Annotated in this window: 17 protein-coding genes; 3 read left to right on the top strand and 14 right to left on the bottom strand. The window is 70.2% G+C overall.

Going from position 1 to position 17935, the window contains the following annotated elements; all coding sequences use genetic code 11:
• The first annotated feature begins 1 nt into the window (after position 1).
• Complete coding sequence (locus EAH86_RS06580; RefSeq protein ID WP_241668237.1) at positions 2-1735, top strand: DUF349 domain-containing protein; 1734 nt, start codon at positions 2-4, stop codon at positions 1733-1735.
• Between the two features lie 160 nt (positions 1736-1895).
• Here the strand turns inward: EAH86_RS06580 and EAH86_RS06585 are convergent, their stop codons facing one another.
• The 10 genes from EAH86_RS06585 to pdxT form a co-directional block, all read right to left on the bottom strand.
• Positions 1896-4205 (bottom strand): RelA/SpoT family protein, encoded by a 2310-nt coding sequence (locus tag EAH86_RS06585; RefSeq protein WP_140737941.1) that lies wholly within the window; start codon positions 4203-4205, stop codon positions 1896-1898.
• A gap of 9 nt (positions 4206-4214) precedes the next feature.
• A complete protein-coding gene (locus EAH86_RS06590) occupies positions 4215-4745 on the bottom strand; it encodes an adenine phosphoribosyltransferase (protein WP_140737944.1) in 531 nt (176 codons plus the stop codon).
• Positions 4746-4773: 28 nt separating this feature from the next.
• Positions 4774-5949, bottom strand: coding sequence for a protein translocase subunit SecF (gene secF / locus EAH86_RS06595; protein WP_140737947.1), 1176 nt, complete (start codon positions 5947-5949; stop codon positions 4774-4776).
• Positions 5946-7745, bottom strand: a complete 1800-nt coding sequence (gene secD / locus EAH86_RS06600; RefSeq protein WP_140737950.1) for a protein translocase subunit SecD — start codon at positions 7743-7745, stop codon at positions 5946-5948. Before secD ends, secF begins: the two co-directional genes overlap by 4 nt.
• A gap of 12 nt (positions 7746-7757) precedes the next feature.
• The gene (yajC, locus tag EAH86_RS06605) at positions 7758-8096 is read right to left on the bottom strand and encodes a preprotein translocase subunit YajC (RefSeq protein ID WP_241668238.1); all 339 of its coding nucleotides are present in this window, start codon (positions 8094-8096) and stop codon (positions 7758-7760) included.
• 202 nt (positions 8097-8298) lie between these two features.
• Positions 8299-9402, bottom strand: a complete 1104-nt coding sequence (gene ruvB / locus EAH86_RS06610) for a Holliday junction branch migration DNA helicase RuvB (protein WP_140737953.1) — start codon at positions 9400-9402, stop codon at positions 8299-8301.
• A 3-nt stretch (positions 9403-9405) separates the two neighbouring features.
• The gene (gene ruvA, locus EAH86_RS06615; RefSeq protein WP_140737956.1) at positions 9406-10008 is read right to left on the bottom strand and encodes a Holliday junction branch migration protein RuvA; all 603 of its coding nucleotides are present in this window, start codon (positions 10006-10008) and stop codon (positions 9406-9408) included.
• Positions 10005-10544 (bottom strand): crossover junction endodeoxyribonuclease RuvC, encoded by a 540-nt coding sequence (ruvC, locus tag EAH86_RS06620; protein WP_140737959.1) that lies wholly within the window; start codon positions 10542-10544, stop codon positions 10005-10007. The genes ruvA and ruvC overlap by 4 nt, the downstream gene beginning before the upstream one ends.
• A 99-nt stretch (positions 10545-10643) precedes the next feature.
• Entirely contained in the window at positions 10644-11405 is a 762-nt protein-coding gene (locus EAH86_RS06625) for a YebC/PmpR family DNA-binding transcriptional regulator (protein ID WP_140737962.1), read from the bottom strand.
• Entirely contained in the window at positions 11402-12010 is a 609-nt protein-coding gene (pdxT, locus tag EAH86_RS06630; protein WP_140737964.1) for a pyridoxal 5'-phosphate synthase glutaminase subunit PdxT, read from the bottom strand. The genes EAH86_RS06625 and pdxT overlap by 4 nt, the downstream gene beginning before the upstream one ends.
• Before the next feature lie 67 nt (positions 12011-12077).
• Here pdxT and EAH86_RS06635 point away from each other — a divergent pair, with 67 nt between their 5' ends.
• Both EAH86_RS06635 and kynU read left to right on the top strand, forming a co-directional pair.
• A complete protein-coding gene (locus EAH86_RS06635; protein ID WP_140737967.1) occupies positions 12078-12593 on the top strand; it encodes a GNAT family N-acetyltransferase in 516 nt (171 codons plus the stop codon).
• A gap of 59 nt (positions 12594-12652) precedes the next feature.
• The gene (gene kynU / locus EAH86_RS06640) at positions 12653-13888 is read left to right on the top strand and encodes a kynureninase (protein ID WP_140737970.1); all 1236 of its coding nucleotides are present in this window, start codon (positions 12653-12655) and stop codon (positions 13886-13888) included.
• A 75-nt stretch (positions 13889-13963) separates the two neighbouring features.
• Here the strand turns inward: kynU and pdxS are convergent, their stop codons facing one another.
• From pdxS to EAH86_RS06660, 4 genes are all read right to left on the bottom strand, one after another.
• Positions 13964-14878, bottom strand: coding sequence for a pyridoxal 5'-phosphate synthase lyase subunit PdxS (gene pdxS, locus EAH86_RS06645; protein WP_140737973.1), 915 nt, complete (start codon positions 14876-14878; stop codon positions 13964-13966).
• Between the two features lie 299 nt (positions 14879-15177).
• Positions 15178-15765 carry a hypothetical protein gene (locus tag EAH86_RS06650; protein WP_194150746.1) on the bottom strand — a complete coding sequence of 196 codons (588 nt, stop codon included), beginning with the start codon at positions 15763-15765 and terminating at the stop codon, positions 15178-15180.
• On the bottom strand, positions 15765-16952 hold the full coding sequence (locus EAH86_RS06655; RefSeq protein ID WP_140737978.1) for a glycosyltransferase family 4 protein: 1188 nt from the start codon (positions 16950-16952) through the stop codon (positions 15765-15767). Before EAH86_RS06655 ends, EAH86_RS06650 begins: the two co-directional genes overlap by 1 nt.
• Positions 16949-17929, bottom strand: a complete 981-nt coding sequence (locus EAH86_RS06660; RefSeq protein ID WP_140737981.1) for a phosphatidylinositol mannoside acyltransferase — start codon at positions 17927-17929, stop codon at positions 16949-16951. Before EAH86_RS06660 ends, EAH86_RS06655 begins: the two co-directional genes overlap by 4 nt.
• Positions 17930-17935 lie beyond the last annotated feature (6 nt).

Below are 17935 nucleotides of genomic sequence, written 5' to 3' on the forward strand. Positions count from 1 at the left end.
CGTGACCGAGCAGATGCCCCCGGCCGACACCGAGCCCGACTCCGAGCCCAGTACCGACGCCGACGCACCCACTCCTCCGCCCGAAACCCCCGCAGCTGCCGAAACTGAGGTTGCGGCCGCTGCTGAAGCGGAGACCGCGCCGGAACCCGAGGCCACGCCCGAGCCAGCCGCAGAGGCTGCACCGGAGCCTGAGGCAGCTCCCGAGCCAGCCGCAGAGGCTGGACCGGAGCCTGAGGCAGCTCCCGAGCCCGCCGCTGAGGCTGCACCCTCCGCGTCTGAGCCCGAGGCAGCTCCCGAGCCCGTTGCCGAGACGGCACCTGAGGCGCCCGCTGAGGCGCCCGCTGAGGCGCCCGCTGCGGCACCAGCGCCCAAGCCGGTCCCCCGACCGGTCCCGAAGCCGAGCCCGATGCCGACGCCGGCCGCGGTGCGCAAGGTCGCGCATGCGCAGCCGGCCGCCCTGACCGTCGCTGCGCCGCCCGGGCCTCCGTCGGAGACCTTCGGTCGAGTGGGTGAGGACGGCTCGGTGTTCGTCCGGACCGCCGAGGGTGAGCGTGAGGTCGGCGCCTACCCCGGGGCCACCGCCGACGAGGCACTGCACTACTTCGCCCGCAAGTTCGACGAGCTGTACGCCTCGGCCGACCTCCTGCACCAGCGGCTGGTCAACACCGACCTGTCCGCCAAGGATGCCACCGAGGGCCTGGCCAAGCTGCGCGAACACTGTGCCGAGGCGAACGTCGTCGGCGACCTGGCCGGCCTGGACGCCAAGGTCACCGAGATCGAGGGCCTGGTCGCAGCGCGCAAGGCCACCGAGACGGCCGAACGCAACGCAGCGCGGGTCGCCGCCGCCGTCGAGCGTGAGGCGATCGTGGCCGAGGCCGAGAAGATCGCCGGCCAGCCAGAGAGCAAGGTCCAGTGGAAGAGCAGCGGCGCCCGGATGCGCGAGCTGCTGGACGACTGGAAGAAGCACCAGCGCGAGGGTGCCCGTCTCGACCGTGAGACCGAGGGCGCCCTCTGGCAGCGGTTCAGCCAGGCTCGCAACGCCTTCGACAAGGCACGCCGTGTCCACTTCGCCCAGCTCGAAGGCACCCAGGCCGAGGCCAAGGCTGCCAAGCAGGAGCTCGTCAAGGAGGCCGAGACGCTGTCGGCCAGCACCGACTGGGGTCAGACGGCCGGCGCGTTCAAGCGGCTGATGGACCGGTGGCGCCAGGCCGGACGGGCCTCACGGTCCGACGACGACGCGCTGTGGGAACGCTTCAAGGCCGCCCAGGACGCCTTCTTCGCGGCCAAGGACGAGATCGCGGCCAAGGAAGACGAGGAGTTCCGCGGCAACCTTGCTGTCAAGGAGGAGCTGCTCAAGGGCGCCCAGAACATCCTGCCCGTCAAGGACCTCGAGACGGCCAAGGCTGCGCTGCGAGCACTCCAGGACAAGTGGGATGCGGCTGGCAAGGTGCCCCGCGGCGACGTGGACCGCATGGAGAAGGCGATGCGGCGCCTCGAGCAGGGCGTCCGCGACGCCGATGACCAGCGGTGGAAGCAGTCCAACCCTGAGGTCGCAGCCCGTGCCCAGAGCATGGTCGACCAGCTCGAGGCGTCGGTCTCCTCGCTCAAGGACGACCTCGCCAAGGCGCAGGCGTCCGGCAACGAGAAGAAGGTCAAGGACGCGCAGGCCAAGCTCGAGGCGCAGGAGCAGTGGCTGGCGCAGGCTCGCGGCAACGTCGACGAGTTCGGCGGCTGACGGACACACGGGCGACATCCGCGCAGGCCGGTTCGTGGCTGGGTTCGCCCGGAGGGACGTGGAGGGCATGGCGGGAGCCCGGAGCGAAGCGGAGGGCGGATGGTAGGCCCGAGGGCGAACCCAGCCGCGGAGCGGCTGGTGACCACGGCCCGGACTTCGGTTACGCCTTCGCGGCCGTGGCCTTGGTGCCGGTGATCCGGTAGACGTCGAAGACGCCGTCGATCTTGCGGACCGCCTTCATGACGTGTTCCAGGTGGCTGGGGTCACCCATCTCGAAGGTGAACTTGCTGATCGCCACCCGGTCGCGTGAGGTCTGCACCGACGCGGACAGGATGTTCACGTGCTGGTCCGACAGCACCCGTGTCACGTCGGAAAGCAGCCGATTGCGGTCCAGCGCCTCGACCTGCAGCTGCACCAGGAAGACCGACGCGGACGACGGTGCCCACTCGACCTCGATCATCCGATCAGGTTGGGAGAGAAGGGATTCCGCATTGGTGCAGTCGGTGCGGTGCACGGAAACACCATTGCCACGGGTGATGAACCCCATGATCGGGTCCCCCGGCACCGGGGTGCAGCAGCGAGCGAGCTTGACCCAGACGTCGGCCGTGCCGACCACGACGACACCGGGGTCGCCGGAGCGTCGCCGCATCGAGCGGGTCGGTGTGGTCGCCTCCGCGAGGTCCTCGGACGCGCCCTCCTCGCCACCCAGCGAGACCACGAGCCGGCCCACGACGTGCTGGGCGGACACGTGCCCCTCGCCCACCGCGGCATACAGGGCATCGATGTCCTGGTAGCGCAGCTCGGACGCGAGGCCGGTCAGGGTGTCGACCGTGAGCAGGCGCTGGAGCGGGAGGCCCTCCTTGCGCATGGCGCGGGCGATCGCGTCCTTGCCGGTCTCGATGGCCTCCTCGCGGCGCTCCTTGGAGAACCACTGCTTGATCTTGTTGCGGGCCCGGGGCGACTTGACGAAGGTCAGCCAGTCGCGCGAGGGGCCGGCCCCATCGGCCTTGGAGGTGAGCACCTCGACGACGTCGCCGTTCTCGAGCGTCGACTCCAATGGCACGAGGCGTCCGTTGACGCGGCCACCGATGCAGTGGTGGCCGACCTCGGTGTGCACGGCGTAGGCGAAGTCCACCGGCGTCGCGCCGGCAGGCAGCGCCACCACTTCGCCCTTGGGCGTGAAGACGTAGACCTCACGGGCGTTGATCTCGAAGCGCAGCGAGTCGAGGAACTCCCCCGGGTCGGCAGTCTCCTTCTGCCAGTCGAGCAGCTGTCGCAGCCACGCCATGTCGTTGATGGGGCCGGTCTCGCCGTCCTTGGCACCGGGAGTCGGAGCGGTGCCGTCCTCCTTGTACTTCCAGTGGGCCGCGACGCCGTACTCCGCGCGGCGGTGCATCGTGTGGGTGCGGATCTGGATCTCTACGGCCTTGCCCTCAGGACCGATCACCGTGGTGTGCAGCGACTGGTACATGTTGAACTTCGGCATCGCGATGTAGTCCTTGAACCGCCCCGGCAGGGGGTTCCAGCGCGCATGCAGGGCACCGAGCGCGGCGTAGCAGTCTCGGACCGAGTCGACCAGTACCCGCACGGCGACGAGGTCGTAGATGTCCTCGAAGTCGCGGCCCCGCACGATCATCTTCTGGTAGACGGAGTAGTAGTGCTTCGGCCGGCCCGTCACCGTTGCCTTGATCTTGGCGCCCTTGAGGTCCTCGCTGACCTGCTCCCGGACCCCGGAGAGGAACTCCTCGCGCGCCGGTGCCCGCTCGGCCACGAGTCGCACGATCTCGTCGTAGACCTTGGGGTAGAGCGTCGCGAAGGACAGGTCCTCCAGCTCCCACTTGATGGTGTTCATGCCGAGCCGGTGGGCCAGCGGGGCATAGATCTCGAGCGTCTCGCGGGCCTTGCGCTGGGCGGACTCGACCGAGACGTAACGCCAGGTGCGGGCGTTGTGCAGGCGGTCGGCGAGCTTGATGACCAGCACCCTGATGTCGCGCGCCATCGCCACGACCATCTTGCGAACCGTCTCGGCCTGTGCTGCGTCGCCGTAGGTCACCTTGTCGAGCTTGGTTACGCCGTCGACGAGCACCGCTACCTCGCGCCCGAAGTCCTTCTCCAGCTGCGTGAGGCTGTATGCCGTGTCCTCGACCGTGTCGTGCAGCAGCGCGGCCGCCAGCGTGGCCGGGGTCATGCCCAGCTCCGCGAGGATCGTGGTCACCGCGAGGGGGTGCGTGATGTAGGCATCACCGGACTTGCGCTGCTGGCCCCGGTGCGCCTCTTCGGCGACGACGTAGGCCCGCTCGATGACGGTCAGGTCAGCCTTGGGATGGGTGGCTCGGACGGTCTGGAGCAGCGGCTCGAGGACCGGGTTGGTCGGGCCGCCCTTGCTGCCGAACCTGGCCAGCCGGGCGCGCACACGGTTCGCCGAGGACGCACCGGTGGGCACCGGTCCGGTGACGACGTCCTCAGTCATGTCGGAAGCCTACGTGACCACCACGGTCGCGTGGATCTCGCGCCCGACCAAGCGGTCTCGACCCGGGAGGAAGGCCAGCTCGACCAGGGTTTCGAAGGCGACTACGGTTGCGCCGGCCTCGTCCAACAGCCGGCAGGCGGCCTCCGCGGTGCCACCGGTCGCGAGCACGTCGTCCACGACGAGAACCCTCTCCCCGCCGACGAACGCGTCCTGGTGGATCTCGATGGTGGCCGTGCCGTACTCGAGGTCGTAGGTCAGGCCCCTCACCTCGCCGGGGAGCTTGCCTGCCTTGCGGATCGGCACGAAGCCGATTCCGAGCTCGTGGGCCAGGGCCGCCCCGAAGATGAAGCCCCGAGCCTCGATGCCGACGATGACGTCGACGGTCCCCCGGCGCCGGTCCGCCATGTCGCGGATGACGTCGCCGAAGACCGCCGGGTCAGCCAGGACGGGCGTGACGTCCTTGAACAGGATCCCCGGGCTCGGGAAGTCCTGGATGTCCCGGAGCCGCGAGCTGACCCGGTCGGCGAGCGTGGCGCTCACCGGCCGGCCTCACTGCACCGGGAAGGACTCATCGACGTGACTTCGGGGGACGCTTGGGCTGGTTGCGCGGGCCACTCGTCGCGTACTTGTGCGTCTCGCGGACGACGCCACCAGAGCGTGCGGTCGCGGAGACGGACTCACGGTCGGAGCCGGCAGCTGCAAGCTCCTCGGCGTCCGGCTCGTGCGGGACCGGGGCGGCGTCGGAGGACGACACGACCCCGCCGTGGCGGGACTGGTAGCGGGTGGCCTTCTTCTCCAGGTCGGCGACCGCGGGCTCCTTCAGGCGCAGGTGCACCAGCAGGGGCGTCGCGATGAAGATCGAGGAGTAGGCGCCGACGGCGATTCCGACGAACAGGGCCAGAGCCAGGTCGAGCAGCGTTCCCGGGCCGAGGTAGAGGAAGCCGATGACGAGAATCGAGGCGATCGGCAGGAGAGCGACGATCGTCGTGTTGATCGACCGCACCAGGGTCTGGTTCACCGCAAGGTTTGCCGCCTGGGAGTAGGTCATCCGGCCGTTGCCCAGGGCCTCGTTCGTGTTCTCGCGCACCTTGTCGAAGACGACGACGGTGTCATAGAGCGAGTATCCGAGGATCGTCAGGAAGCCGATCATGGTCGCCGGCGAGACCTCGAACCCGGCAAGGGCATAGACACCCACGGTGATGAAGAGGTCGTGCAGCAGCGCGACGAGGCCGGCGACGGCCATCTTCCAGGTGCGGAAGTAGATGGCCATGACCAACGACACGAGGGCAAGGAAGACCGCAAGGGCCTTGAGCGCCTGCTGGCTGACCGACGCACCCCACGAGGGACCGACGAACGACGCGGACACGTCGTTCGTACTGGTCTTGAACTCGCCGGCGAGGGCGGACTGCACCGAGCGGATCTCGTCCTCGTTCAGCTTCTCGGTCTGCACCCGGATGGTGCTCGTGCCGACCTTGGTCACCTCAGCCGCGCCCGCGGTGGGGATGGTCCCCACCGCGTCCTTGGCTCGGGACTCGTAGTTGGTCGAGTTGGTGACTGACGACACCCGGAACTCCGAGCCCCCGCGGAACTCGAGGCTGAGGTTGAGCCCGTGCCAGACCAGACCGATGATCGCGATGGCGCAGAACACGCCGGAAAGGGCGTACCAGCGCTTGTAGCGACCGACGAAGTCGATCGACCGCTTGCCGGTGTAGAGGTCGTTGCCCAGTGCGGCGAAGTTGATCACAGTGCGCTCCCATCGCTCACGGCTGAGGCAGTTTTCGGCATCGCGACCCGTCCACGCCCGGCATACCTGGCCTTGTGGGCCTTGGCCCCGAGTCGCTCCGGGTCGAGACCGGACCACTTGTGCCCGCCGCCGAAGAACTTGGTACCGGACAGGATCGCCACGAGCGGGTGGGTGAACAGCACCACGACGAGCAGGTCGATCAGGGTCGTGAGCCCGAGGGTGAAGGCGAAGCCGCGCACGTTCGAGGACGCCAGCAGGTAGAGCACGAAGGCGGCGAGGAAGTTCACGCCGTCAGCGGCGAAGATGGTCCGTCGAGCCCGTCGCCAACCCGTGTCGACGGCGGCGCGCAGCGGCCGTCCCTCACGGACCTCGTCGCGGATGCGTTCGAAGTAGACGATGAACGAGTCGGCGGTGACACCGATGGCCACGATCAGACCGGTCACGCCGGCCATGTCGAGCCGGAAGTTGTGCGACCACCCGAGGAGCGCGATCGCGACGTACGTCAGCCCGGCGGCGATGACGATGGACAGCACCGTCACGAGGCCGAGCGCCCGGTACTGCGCGAGCGAGTAGAGGAAGACGAGTGCGAAGCCGATGATGCCGGCGATCAGGCCCATCCTGAGCTGCTCGCTGCCCAGGGTCGGGCTGATCTGGTCACGGGTCTGCAGCGTGAAGGACAGCGGCAGCGCTCCGAACTTGAGCTGGTTGGCCAGGTCGCGCGCCGAGTCGATGGTGAACTGGCCGGTGATGCTGGCCTGCCCGTCGAGGATGGCAGCCTGCGCGACGGGCGCAGTCAGCACCTTCGAGTCGAGCGTGACGGCGAACCGGTTGCGCGGGTCCGGCAGGTTGACCAGGCGCTTGGTGACGGTGCCGAAGTCCTTGGTGCCGCTGCTGTTGAAGGACAGCCGGATCTCGACCTGCGAGGACGGCTGGCCGTTCGACAGCGGGACGTAGCCCGCCACGGCGTCCTTGATCTGGTCGCCGCGGACCTCGACCGGGCCGAGGATGAACTTCTCGGCGCCGTCGTCGGTGCAGGTGACCAGCGGCTGGTCCTGGATGTCCTCGAGGCCGTCGAGGACGCCCGGCTTGGAGCAGTCGAGCTCCTGAAACTGCTTGGCGAGGGCGTCGGTGACGTAGGCGAGGTCGCTCCCGTCAACCGGCTTGGTCGCCGGTGTCGTGGGCGTTACGGCTCCGGTGGTCGCCGTCGCGCCGGGGGTTGCCGTCGCGCCGGGGGTCGGTTCGGTGGTGCCCTTGACGAACGCTCCGGGCAGACCGGACTTGGCCGTCGTGGCAGTGCCGGTGGCGGTCGGGATCTCGCTGCCGGGCGTGGCCGTGCCGGTGGCGGTTCCCGTTCCGGTCGCGGTCCCGCTGGGGGTGGTCGTCGGTGCGGGCTGGTTCGTCCCCGGCGCCGCAGCGAGCACCGGGCGGAACCGCATCTGCGACGACTTGCGGATGGCGTCCTCGGTGGCCTTGTCGGGCGTGCCCGGCATGCTCACGACGATGTCCTGGCTGTTGCGCGTGGTCACCTCGGCGCCGGCGACACCGTTGGCGTCGACGCGCTGCACGATGATGTCGCGCGCCTGGGTCAGCTGCTCGTTGGTGACCTTCGCGTTGCCGATGAGGACCGGCTTCAGCACGATCTGGGTGCCGCCCTCGAGGTCCAGACCGAGCTTGGGCTGCCACTGCGCGTCACCCCAGGTGCTGACTGCGAAGAGGAGGCCGTAGAGGCCGAGGGTGACGGCCGCCAGCGCTGACAGGATCTTCAGCGGCTTGCGGTTGTGCGGGTTGATTGCCACGTGCGGGGACCTCTACTCGGTGGTGCTGGGTGCGGCCGGGCCGGTGGACACCGTCTTGGTGCCAATGGCTCGCCGGTCGAAGCGGACGGTGACCCCGGGGCTGATCTCCAGGGTGGCGGTGCTGTCGTCGAGCGACTTGATCGTGCCGTAGAGGCCCGACGTGGTGGTGACCTCGTCACCGACAGACAGGGTGGCCTGCAGAGACTGGACCTCGCGCTGACGACGACGCTGGCTGAACACCATGAACAGGATGAGCAGCACGGGCAGCGCGAAGATCAGCAGGCTGGCCACGGGCGAGCCGCCGCCAGAAGCCGTGACCGCCGTCAGCGTGGCCGGCATGCCTAACGTCATGGAGCAGTCCCTTCGGGTTGGGGCAGACTTTGTGCGGCGCCACGCAGTCGGGCACGCGCAAGTCCCCGACTCCAGCCGGGGGACCGCCCGAGTGTAGGTGACGCACGGCATACCGACCAACGTGCCCCACCGTGGCTGCGTTCCAATTATGACCTTTGCGGTCACCAGCCTTGGGTATGCCGGTGGCCCACCTTCGAGCGGGTCAGGCGCCGAAGCGGCCCTCGCCGGTGTCGAGCGGGAGGCTGGGCTGGGCCGTGTAGCCCTGCGGGGGCGTCAGGCCGAGGTGCTGCCACGCCAGAGGAGTTGCGGCTCGACCGCGGGGCGTGCGGGTGATGAACCCCTCGCGGACGAGGAACGGCTCGGCGACGGTCTCGACGGTGTCGGCCTCCTCCCCCACGGCGACGGCCAGCGTCGACAGGCCCACGGGTCCCCCGCCGAAGCGCCGGCAGAGCGAGTCGAGGACGGCCCGGTCGAGGCGGTCGAGACCTCGGTCGTCGACGTCGAAGAGCGCCAGCGCGGCATGCGCGGCCTCTTCGTCGACGACCTGCCGACCGTGCACCTGGGCCCAGTCGCGGACCCGACGCAGCAGCCGGTTGGCGACCCGGGGTGTGCCACGGGACCGCCGGGCGATCTCGGTGATGCCGTCGGTGTCGGCCGAGACCTCCAGCAGCCGCGCGGACCGCTCGAGGATGGTGACCAGCTCGTCGGGGGCATAGAAGTCGAGGTGTCCGGTGAAGCCGAACCGGTCACGCAGCGGTGCGGGCAGCAGCCCCGCCCGGGTGGTGGCACCCACCACGGTGAAGGCCGGCAGCTCGAGCGGGATGGCGGTGGCACCCGGGCCCTTGCCGACGATGACGTCGACCCGGAAGTCCTCCATCGCGAGGTAGAGCATCTCCTCGGCCGAGCGAGACATCCGGTGGATCTCGTCGAGGAACAGGACCTCGCCCTCCATCAGGGAGGAGAGCACCGCGGCCAGGTCACCCGCGTGCTGGATGGCGGGTCCGCTGGTGATCCGGATCGGGCGTTCCAGCTCGGTGCCGATGAGCATGGCCAGGGTGGTCTTGCCCAGCCCGGGGGGCCCGGAGAGCAGCACGTGGTCGGGCGGCGTGCCGCGTCGCTTGGCCGCCTCGAGCACCAACGACAGCTGGTCGCACACTCGGGTCTGGCCGGTGAACTCGCTGAGCCGACGGGGGCGCAGGGCCGCCTCGACCGTGCGCTCGTCCGCGTCGCTCCCGGTGTCGACCACCCGTGCCGTCGCGTCGATCGAGGAGTCCTCGAACATCTCCGAGGAGAAGCCGTCAGCCATGGCCTAGCGCCCCAGCTCGCGCAGGGCCGCGCGGAGCATCGCCGAGACGTCGGCACCCGCGGGCGCGGCGTCGGCCGCCTTCGAGACCGCATCGTCGGCCTGCTTGGCGGAGTAGCCGAGCCCGACGAGCGCCTCGGCCACCTGGTCGCGCCAGGCGGTGGCACCCACAGGGGGAACCGCGGTCGTCGCACCCGCGGCACCGAACGGCATACCGAGCTTGTCGCGCAGCTCGAGGACGATGCGCTCGGCGCCCTTCTTGCCGATGCCGGGCACCTTGGTCAGGGTGGCGAGGTCGGCGCTCGTCACGGCGGCGCGCAGCCGGTCGGGAGCCAGCACCGAGAGCATCGCGAGGGCGATGCGGGGACCCACGCCGGAGACGGTCTGCACCTGTTCGAAGATGTCACGCTCGTCGTCGGTCGTGAAGGCATAGAGCGTCAGCGAGTCCTCGCGGACGACCAGGGTGGTCGCGAGCAGGGCTTCCTGTCCGAGGTGCAGGGCGGACGCGGTGGCCGGTGTGGTGTGCAGCAGCATGCCGACTCCCCCGACCTCGATGACCACCCGGTCGAGGCCGAGGTGACGCACCGGACCGCGCACCGAGGCGATCATCGGGCCACCGCAGCCCGCAGACGGGCCTGTTCGGCGCGGGCGGCGTCCTGGAGCCGGTTGGTCGCGGCGCCCTGCCACAGGTGGCAGATCGCAATGGCCAGGGCGTCGGCGGCATCGGCGGGCTTGGGCGCGGACTCCATCCGCAGGATCCGGGTGACCATGGCGGTCACCTGGGCCTTGTCGGCGCGACCGGAGCCCGTGACGGCTGCCTTGACCGAGGTCGGCGTGTGCAGCTCGACGGGCAGCCCCCTGCGGGCAGCGGCCAACAGCGGGATCGCCGAGGCCTGCATGGTGTGCATGACGCTGGCGACGTTGACGTCCGCGAACACCTGCTCCACGGCGATGGCGTCCGGCTGGAAACGGTCGAGCCAGGTGTCGAGCTCGGTCTGGAGGTAGAGCAGCCGCTCGGCCGTGGGCTCGGTGGCCGGTGACCGCACCACGCCGACGGCGATCAGGCGGACCTGGCGACCACGACCGCCCTCGACCACCCCGATGCCACACCGGGTCAGGCCGGGATCGACCCCGAGTACGCGCACGACAGAAGCTCCCTCATATCCGACCAAGGCGTGTCCGAACAGGTGTTCGGTTCAAACGCTACACACCGGTCCGCACCTGCCAGCGCAGCAACACGCCCTCTACTCGTCGTCATCCTCGAGCTCGGCGAGCACGTCGTCGCTGATGTCGCCGTTCGCGAACACGTCCTGCACGTCGTCGGAGTCCTCGAGCGCCTCGATGACGCGGATCATCTTGCGGGCACCGTCGGCGTCGAGCGGCACACGCAGGTTGGGCACCCACGAGGCCTCGGCCGAGTCGTAGTCGATGCCGGCGTCCTGGATCGCCTTGCGGACGGCGACGAAGTCGCTCGCCTCGGAGATGATCTCGAAGGCGTCCCCCAGGTCGTTGACCTCGTCGGCGCCAGCCTCGAGCACGACCTCGAGGATGTCGTCCTCGGTCTTGTCCCCCTTGGGAATCACGACGACGCCCTTGCGGTCGAAGACGTAGGAGACCGAACCAGGGTCGGCCAGCTGTCCACCGTTACGGGTCAGGGCGGTGCGGACCTCGGCAGCCGCGCGGTTGCGGTTGTCGGTCAGGCACTCGATGAGGACCGCGACACCGCCGGGCGCGTAGCCCTCGTAGGTGATGGTCTCCCAGTCGGCGCCGCCGGCGGTCGCACCGGACCCGCGCTTGACCGCGTTGTCGATGTTGTTGTTGGGGACCGAGGTCTTCTTGGCCTTCTGGATGGCGTCATAGAGCGTCGGGTTGCCGGTGACGTCACCGCCGCCGGTGCGCGCCGCGACCTCGATGTTCTTGATGAGCTTGGCGAAGAGCTTGCCCCGCTTCGCGTCGATGGCAGCCTTCTTGTGCTTCGTGGTTGCCCATTTGCTGTGGCCGCTCATGCGTTGCCTCTCACGATCTCGACGAACAACTGGTGGAACCGGTGGTCACCGGTCACTTCCGGGTGGAAGGAGGTGGCCATCACCGACCCCTGACGAACGGCGACGATCCTACCTGCGGCCGGACCGTCCTCGACGCGGGCCAGCACCTCGACGCCCTCGCCCACCTCCTCGACCCAGGGTGCACGGATGAACACGGCTCGCATCGGTGCCCCGCCGATGGCGCGGATGTGCAGGTCCTCCTCGAAGGAGTCGACCTGCCGACCGAAGGCGTTGCGGCGCACCGTGATGTCCAGGCCGCCAAGGGTCTGCTGGTCTGGTCGGGCGTCGGCGATGCGGTCCGCGAGCATGATCATGCCCGCACAGGACCCGTATGCCGGCATGCCGGCACCCAGCCTCGCGCGCAGCGGGTCGCGCAGCTCGAAGGCGCGGACCAGCTTGTCCATCGTCGTGGACTCCCCGCCCGGGATGATCAACGCGTCGACCGCGTCCAGCTCGGAGGTGCGGCGCACGGTGGTGGCCCGCGCGCCCGCCTGCTCCACGGCATACAGGTGCTCTCGCACGTCGCCCTGGACGGCGAGGACTCCAATGGTCGGCTGGGCGGTCACGCCGGGAATGCTACGACCGGCCGGACAGCCACGACGCCCCGCCCCGCGCCCGACCTACAGTGGCGGCATGAGTCAGGTCGTCGTCCGCGCGCGGAGCCCGCAGGACATCCCCGTGCTGGCGGACGTGCTCGCGGCGCAGCGGCTGCACTCGGGCTACCCGCAGAACTGGCCGCTGCCGTTTCCCGTCGAGGACTTCATCGCCCGCGCCGACGAGGACGCTGCGTGGACCGCGGAGCTCGACGGACGCGTGGTCGGGCACGTCGCGGTCTCGCGGGTGGAGCCGGGGTTGGAGGCCGACCTCTGGGTCGCCGGCAGCGGCAGGCCCCGCGAGGAGCTGGCCGCCGTAGCGGTGCTGTTCGTCGACCACACGGTGGCGGGTCGCGGCGTGGGCAAGGCGCTGCTCGGTACCGCTGTGGGCGCGATCCGCGCGTCGGGACGCACGCCCGTGCTCGACGTCGTGCAGGAGACCGCGTCAGCCGTCGAGCTCTACCGTCGCACCGGGTGGCAGGTGGTCGGCGCGGGCCGCCCCTGGTGGTTGCCGGCAGACCACCTCCCCGTGCTGTTCATGGTGCTACCCGACTGATCCAGATCGGTGGCCCGGGGCCCTGACGACGGCCGGCTCCGCCCCGATAGGTTGCGGACATGACCGACCTCGCCGCCCGCGCCAAGGACCTCGACGCGCAGCACGCCCACACCGACCGTCGCAGCGCCTTCCGCATACCCGAGGGCGTGATCTACCTCGATGGCAACTCGCTCGGGGCGCTGTCGATCGCGGCCGCCGAGACGGCCGCCGACGTGGTGTCGCGGCAGTGGGGCGAGCAGCTCATCCGCGCCTGGAACGAGTCCGACTGGTGGGGAGCCCCGGAGCGGGTGGGTGACCGGATCGGCGAGCTGGTCGGGGCCGGTCCGGGCCAGGTCGTGGTGACCGACTCGACGTCGGTCAACCTGTTCAAGACGATCGTCGCCGCCTCGCGGATGCGCCCGGGTCGCAGCACCGTGCTGACCGACCCCGACTCCTTCCCCACCGATGTCTACATCGCGCGGTCGGCCTGCGACCTGCTCGGTCTGACCCTCGAGCTGGTGCCCACGCCCGAGGCACCGGCGCGCATCGCCGAGCTCGGCGAGTCCCTCGCTCTCGCGGCCTACTCGCAGGTGGACTACCGCACCGGCGAGCAGTGGGACCTGCCCGCGCTCACCCGGGCCGCCCACGACGTCGGCGCCCTCATCTGCTGGGACCTGTGCCACTCGGCCGGTGCCATGCCTGTCGGGCTCGACGAAGGAGGTGCCGATCTGGCCGTCGGCTGTGGCTACAAGTACCTGAGCGGGGGTCCCGGTGCGCCGGCCTTCATCTACGTCCGCGCCGAGCACCTCGCGGCCTTCGACAACCCCTTGGCCGGCTGGCAGGGCCACGCCAACCCGTTCGGGATGTCCACCGACTACGACCCCGCGGCCACGATCACCCGGGCCCGGGTCGGCACCGCTCCCCTGCTGAGCCTGCTCACGCTGGAAGGGGCGCTCACGGCATACGACGGGCTCTCGATCGAGGACGTGCGGGCCCGGTCGCTGTCGCTGACCGGTCTGTTCATCGAGGCGCTCGACGCCCTCGGCGTCGACCTGCCGATCGCGACCCCGCGCGAGGACGCCCGGCGCGGCTCGCAGGTGAGCCTGCGGCACCCCGAGGCGTATGCCGTGGTGCAGGCCCTCATCGCCCGCGGCGTCATCGGCGACTTCCGTGAGGTCGACATCGTGCGGCTCGGGTTCAGCCCGCTCTACCTGTCACACGCCGACGTCGTCGCGGCGGCCGAGCACGTGGCGGCGGTCCTCGAGGGGCGCGAGTTCGAGCGGGAGGAGTTCCGCACCCGCGGCCAGGTCACCTGACGGGTGGTGTGACAGAACGGCGCCGGGTGGTCGACCACCCGGCGCCGTTCTCTAGTCAGCTGTGAGCTGGGGTGGTCACCAGCCGCGCTCGGAGAGCCGGTGCGGCTCCGGGATCTCGTCGACGTTGAGGCCGACCATCGCCTCACCGAGACCACGCGAGACCTTGGCGATCACGTCGGGGTCGTCGAAGAATGTGGTCGCCTTGACGATCGCCTCGGCGCGCTGGGCCGGGTTGCCGGACTTGAAGATGCCCGAACCGACGAACACGCCCTCGGCACCGAGCTGCATCATCATCGCGGCGTCGGCCGGGGTGGCGATGCCACCGGCGGTGAACAGCACGACCGGGAGCTTGCCGAGCTCGGCGACCTCCTTGACGAGGTCGTACGGGGCCTGGAGCTCCTTGGCCGCGACGTAGAGCTCGTCCTCGGGCAGACCCTGGAGCTTGCGGATCTGCTGGCGGATCTGGCGCATGTGGGTGGTGGCGTTGGAGACGTCACCGGTGCCCGCCTCGCCCTTGGAGCGGATCATCGCCGCACCCTCGGTGATGCGGCGCAGGGCCTCGCCGAGGTTGGTCGCGCCACAGACGAAGGGAACCGTGAAGTTCCACTTGTCGATGTGGTTGGCGTAGTCGGCCGGGGTGAGCACCTCGGACTCGTCGATGTAGTCGACACCGAGGGACTGGAGCACCTGGGCCTCGACGAAGTGGCCGATGCGCGCCTTGGCCATCACCGGGATCGACACGGCCGCGATGATGCCGTCGATCATGTCGGGGTCGGACATGCGGGACACGCCACCCTGGGCGCGGATGTCGGCGGGGACCCGCTCGAGGGCCATCACGGCGACGGCGCCGGCGTCCTCGGCGATCTTGGCCTGCTCGACGTTGACGACGTCCATGATGACGCCGCCCTTGAGCATCTCGGCCATGCCGCGCTTGACGCGGGACGTGCCGGTGGTGGGCTGCGAGTCGGGGGTGGTGCTCTCGGCGGACATGGCGGACCTACTCCAGATCTGTTCAGGGCGCAGCGCAGGGGACGCGCTTCAGGCCCAATCTTAGTTGGTATGCCGCGTGCCCCCGACTGCGGCCAAGTCCAGCCCCGCTGTGGCCCGGATTGGCGGCGACTTGTTGCGGCCTGCCCGTCACCAGGCCTCTAATTCGGCCGCGTCGTGACCACCACGCGGCAACAAGTCGGAAGGCAGGGCGACTTGTTGCGTTCCGCCCGTCACCAGGCCCCGATTCCGCCACGCCGTGACCAGCAGACGGCAACAAGTCGGGAGGGAGGGGGCCGAGGTCAGTCGCGGACGGCGGGGGGCAGCTCGTCGTCGAACTCGACGGTGCGAGGCAGGTCGGCGTGCCCGGCGAGGCGGAACCAGCGGACCACCCACTTGCGCCGGACCCGTTGCACGTCGGTGACGGCGTCGTTGAGGAAACGCCGGGCCAGCTGCACCCGGACACCGGCCGCCTCGACCCGCTGCAGGCTGCTGGACCCGAGCGCGTCGGCCTCGCCGCCGCGCAGGTCTGCGACGACGTCTGCCGTGAGGGCCGCCTGCAGGGACTCGGTCAGGTCGCTCTCGAGCACCTCACGGGCACCGAAGCTCTGGCCGTCGAGGAGGTCGTCCTCGAGGGCACGTTCGTTGTGGGCTTCGAGGGACTCGGACGCCGCAGCAGCGAGCATCAGCGCACTCGCGGGATCGAGAGCGCCCGAGTTGGCCAGCTCGAGGGTCGCCTCGGCACGGCGGACCAGCTGGGCGTCGAGTGCGGACAGGGCCCCCTCGGCGCGGGTGTGCAGTCGGTCCAGCCGGGCCGCGCTGTAGGACAGGTACCACGCGACACCGAGCAGCAGGGCAACGACCACGACGCCCCAGGTCAGTGAGTCCATCAGTCATCACCTCCTCGGCGGCCGCGCAGCAACCGCGTCCACCTGGTGTCGGCGGCCGGATCCGACCGCGCGTCCTCAGAGCCGTGGGTGACCGTGTCGTAGACCGCCATGACGTCCTCGGCGACCACCGACCAGTCGAACACCCAGGCCCGACGGTGTCCAGCCTCGCCGAGCCGCTCGCGCTCCCCCCGGTCGGCGAGCAGGCGGAGCAGCTGTCGAGCCAGGTCGGCCCCGTCCTCGTTGGCGAAGGTCGCACCGGCCTGACCCCCGTCGAGGACACGGACGAAGGCCGGCAGGTTGCTCGCCACGACCGGTGCGCCTGCACTCATCGCCTCGACCAGCACGATGCCGAAGCTCTCTCCCCCGGTGTGCGGCGCGACGTAGAGGTCGACCGATGACAACAGCACTGCCTTGTCCTCGTCGCTGACCATCCCGAGGAACTCGGTGGCGGCAGCGACAGCCGGGTCGAGCCGTTCGCGTGCAGCCTCGACGTCGCCGGGCCCAGCGACGAGTACGCGCGCGCCCGGGTGCTTGGCGAGCACCGCGGGCATGGCGGCCGCGAGCACCGGCAGACCCTTGCGTGGTTCGTCGATCCGCCCGAGGAACGCGATGGTGGGTGCCGACTCGGTGCCCGTCCACTTCTCCGCGGGGACGGCGTCGGCGAACCGGGAGACGTTGACGCCGTTGGGGATGACGACGGCGTCGCCGCCGAGGTGGGTCGTGACGGTGCGTCGCGCGTCCTCCGACACGGCGATCCGCCCGTTGATCTTCTCCAGGCTCGGCCGCAGCAGCGGGTAGGCCGCCTGCATCGCTCGCGACCGCAGGTTCGAGGTGTGGAAGGTCGCGACGACCGGCCCCTCAGCCGACCAGAGGGCGAGCAGCGCGATGCTGGGGGTGACCGGCTCGTGGATGTGGACGACGTCGAAGTCGCCGGCCTCCAGCCAGCGGCCAACCCGCGCGGCGGTCAGCGGGCCGAAGTTCAGCCGGGCCACCGAGCCGTTGTAGCGCACCGGAACCGCTCGGCCGACGGACTCGACGTAGGACGGCAGCGGGGTGTCCTCGTCGGCGGGAGCAAGGACGGACGCGTGGTGCCCCTGCCCCAGGAAGTGCTCGGCCAGGTCACGGACGTGGAACTGCACTCCCCCGGGGACGTCGAAGGAGTAGGGACAGACGATGCCGATCCTCACGGCCAGCTCCCCTTTGCCCGGTCAGGGCGCGAGGTCCGCTCGGCCCCCTGCGACTGTTCAGCCCGCGGTTCGAGGTCGTCGAGGAAGACCCGCTGCAGCATGTGCCAGTCGGCGGTGTGCGCCCCGATCGTGGAGCCGAGAGCGTCCGCGCACTGCTGGGTCATCGCCACGGCCTTGGTCCGGGTCGTGCCCGACGACGGCACCTCGACCCGGTCGTGCCAGGTGATGACGATGCGGTGCTTCCAGCTCGACCCCTCGACGCGCTCGTAGTGGATCGATACCGGGTGCAGTGCGGCACCGGTGGCCAGCGACAGCGCAGCCGGACCGGCGGCCATCTTCGTGCGATGGCCGCACAGGTCCACCTCGACGCCCCGGTCGGTCAGGTCGCGGTCGGCCAGCAGCGGCATCAGCACCGGCTTGGTGAGGTGCCCGCGCAGCTGCGCGAAGACGTCCCCACCGCCGGTCAACGGCAGGATCGTCATGCCGAGCGACTCCCGGAAGGCGAGGAACTCGGCATACACCTCCTCAGGCTTGAGGCGCTCGGCGACGGTGACGACGGGGCCGATCGCCTTGGTGCCCCAGGCGCCGGCGAGGTCCCAGTTGCCGAGGTGACCGAGGAAGCACACCACGGGCCGCCCGGCGGCGAGCTCGGCGCGGACCGGTCCGTCGCCCACCACCCGGACCGACGCGGCGATCTGCTCCTGGGACCGGTCCGGGAGCCGGAAGGCTTCGCAGTAGTACCGCAGGTACGAACGCATCCCCTCACGCACCAGGGCGTCCAGGTCCCGGGATGACAGTTCGGGACGCACCTTGGCGTAGTTGCTGCGCAGCCGCTGCACCCCCTTGCCACCGCGGGCCACCGTGAGGTCGGCGATCTGCTCGAAGACGGTGTATGCCGTGCGCTCGGGCAGCCGTCGAACGGTGCCCCACCCGAGGCGGTAGCCGCTGACGGCGATGTGGTCGCCGAAGCCGGTCACGACGCG

Source organism: Pedococcus bigeumensis (assembly GCF_006438965.1).
GTDB classification, from domain to species: domain Bacteria; phylum Actinomycetota; class Actinomycetes; order Actinomycetales; family Dermatophilaceae; genus Pedococcus; species Pedococcus bigeumensis_A.

What these genes read in the sequence shown, in the direction of transcription:
- EAH86_RS06585 (WP_140737941.1), bottom strand. Translation starts at nt 4,205, where the DNA reads ATGACTGAGGACGTCGTCACCGGACCGGTGCCCACCGGTGCGTCCTCG.
- pdxS (WP_140737973.1), bottom strand. Translation starts at nt 14,878, where the DNA reads ATGTCCGCCGAGAGCACCACCCCCGACTCGCAGCCCACCACCGGCACG.
- yajC (WP_241668238.1), bottom strand. Translation starts at nt 8,096, where the DNA reads ATGACGTTAGGCATGCCGGCCACGCTGACGGCGGTCACGGCTTCTGGC.
- EAH86_RS06625 (WP_140737962.1), bottom strand. Translation starts at nt 11,405, where the DNA reads ATGAGCGGCCACAGCAAATGGGCAACCACGAAGCACAAGAAGGCTGCC.
- kynU (WP_140737970.1), top strand. Translation starts at nt 12,653, where the DNA reads ATGACCGACCTCGCCGCCCGCGCCAAGGACCTCGACGCGCAGCACGCC.
- ruvB (WP_140737953.1), bottom strand. Translation starts at nt 9,402, where the DNA reads ATGGCTGACGGCTTCTCCTCGGAGATGTTCGAGGACTCCTCGATCGAC.
- EAH86_RS06635 (WP_140737967.1), top strand. Translation starts at nt 12,078, where the DNA reads ATGAGTCAGGTCGTCGTCCGCGCGCGGAGCCCGCAGGACATCCCCGTG.
- ruvA (WP_140737956.1), bottom strand. Translation starts at nt 10,008, where the DNA reads ATGATCGCCTCGGTGCGCGGTCCGGTGCGTCACCTCGGCCTCGACCGG.
- EAH86_RS06650 (WP_194150746.1), bottom strand. Translation starts at nt 15,765, where the DNA reads ATGGACTCACTGACCTGGGGCGTCGTGGTCGTTGCCCTGCTGCTCGGT.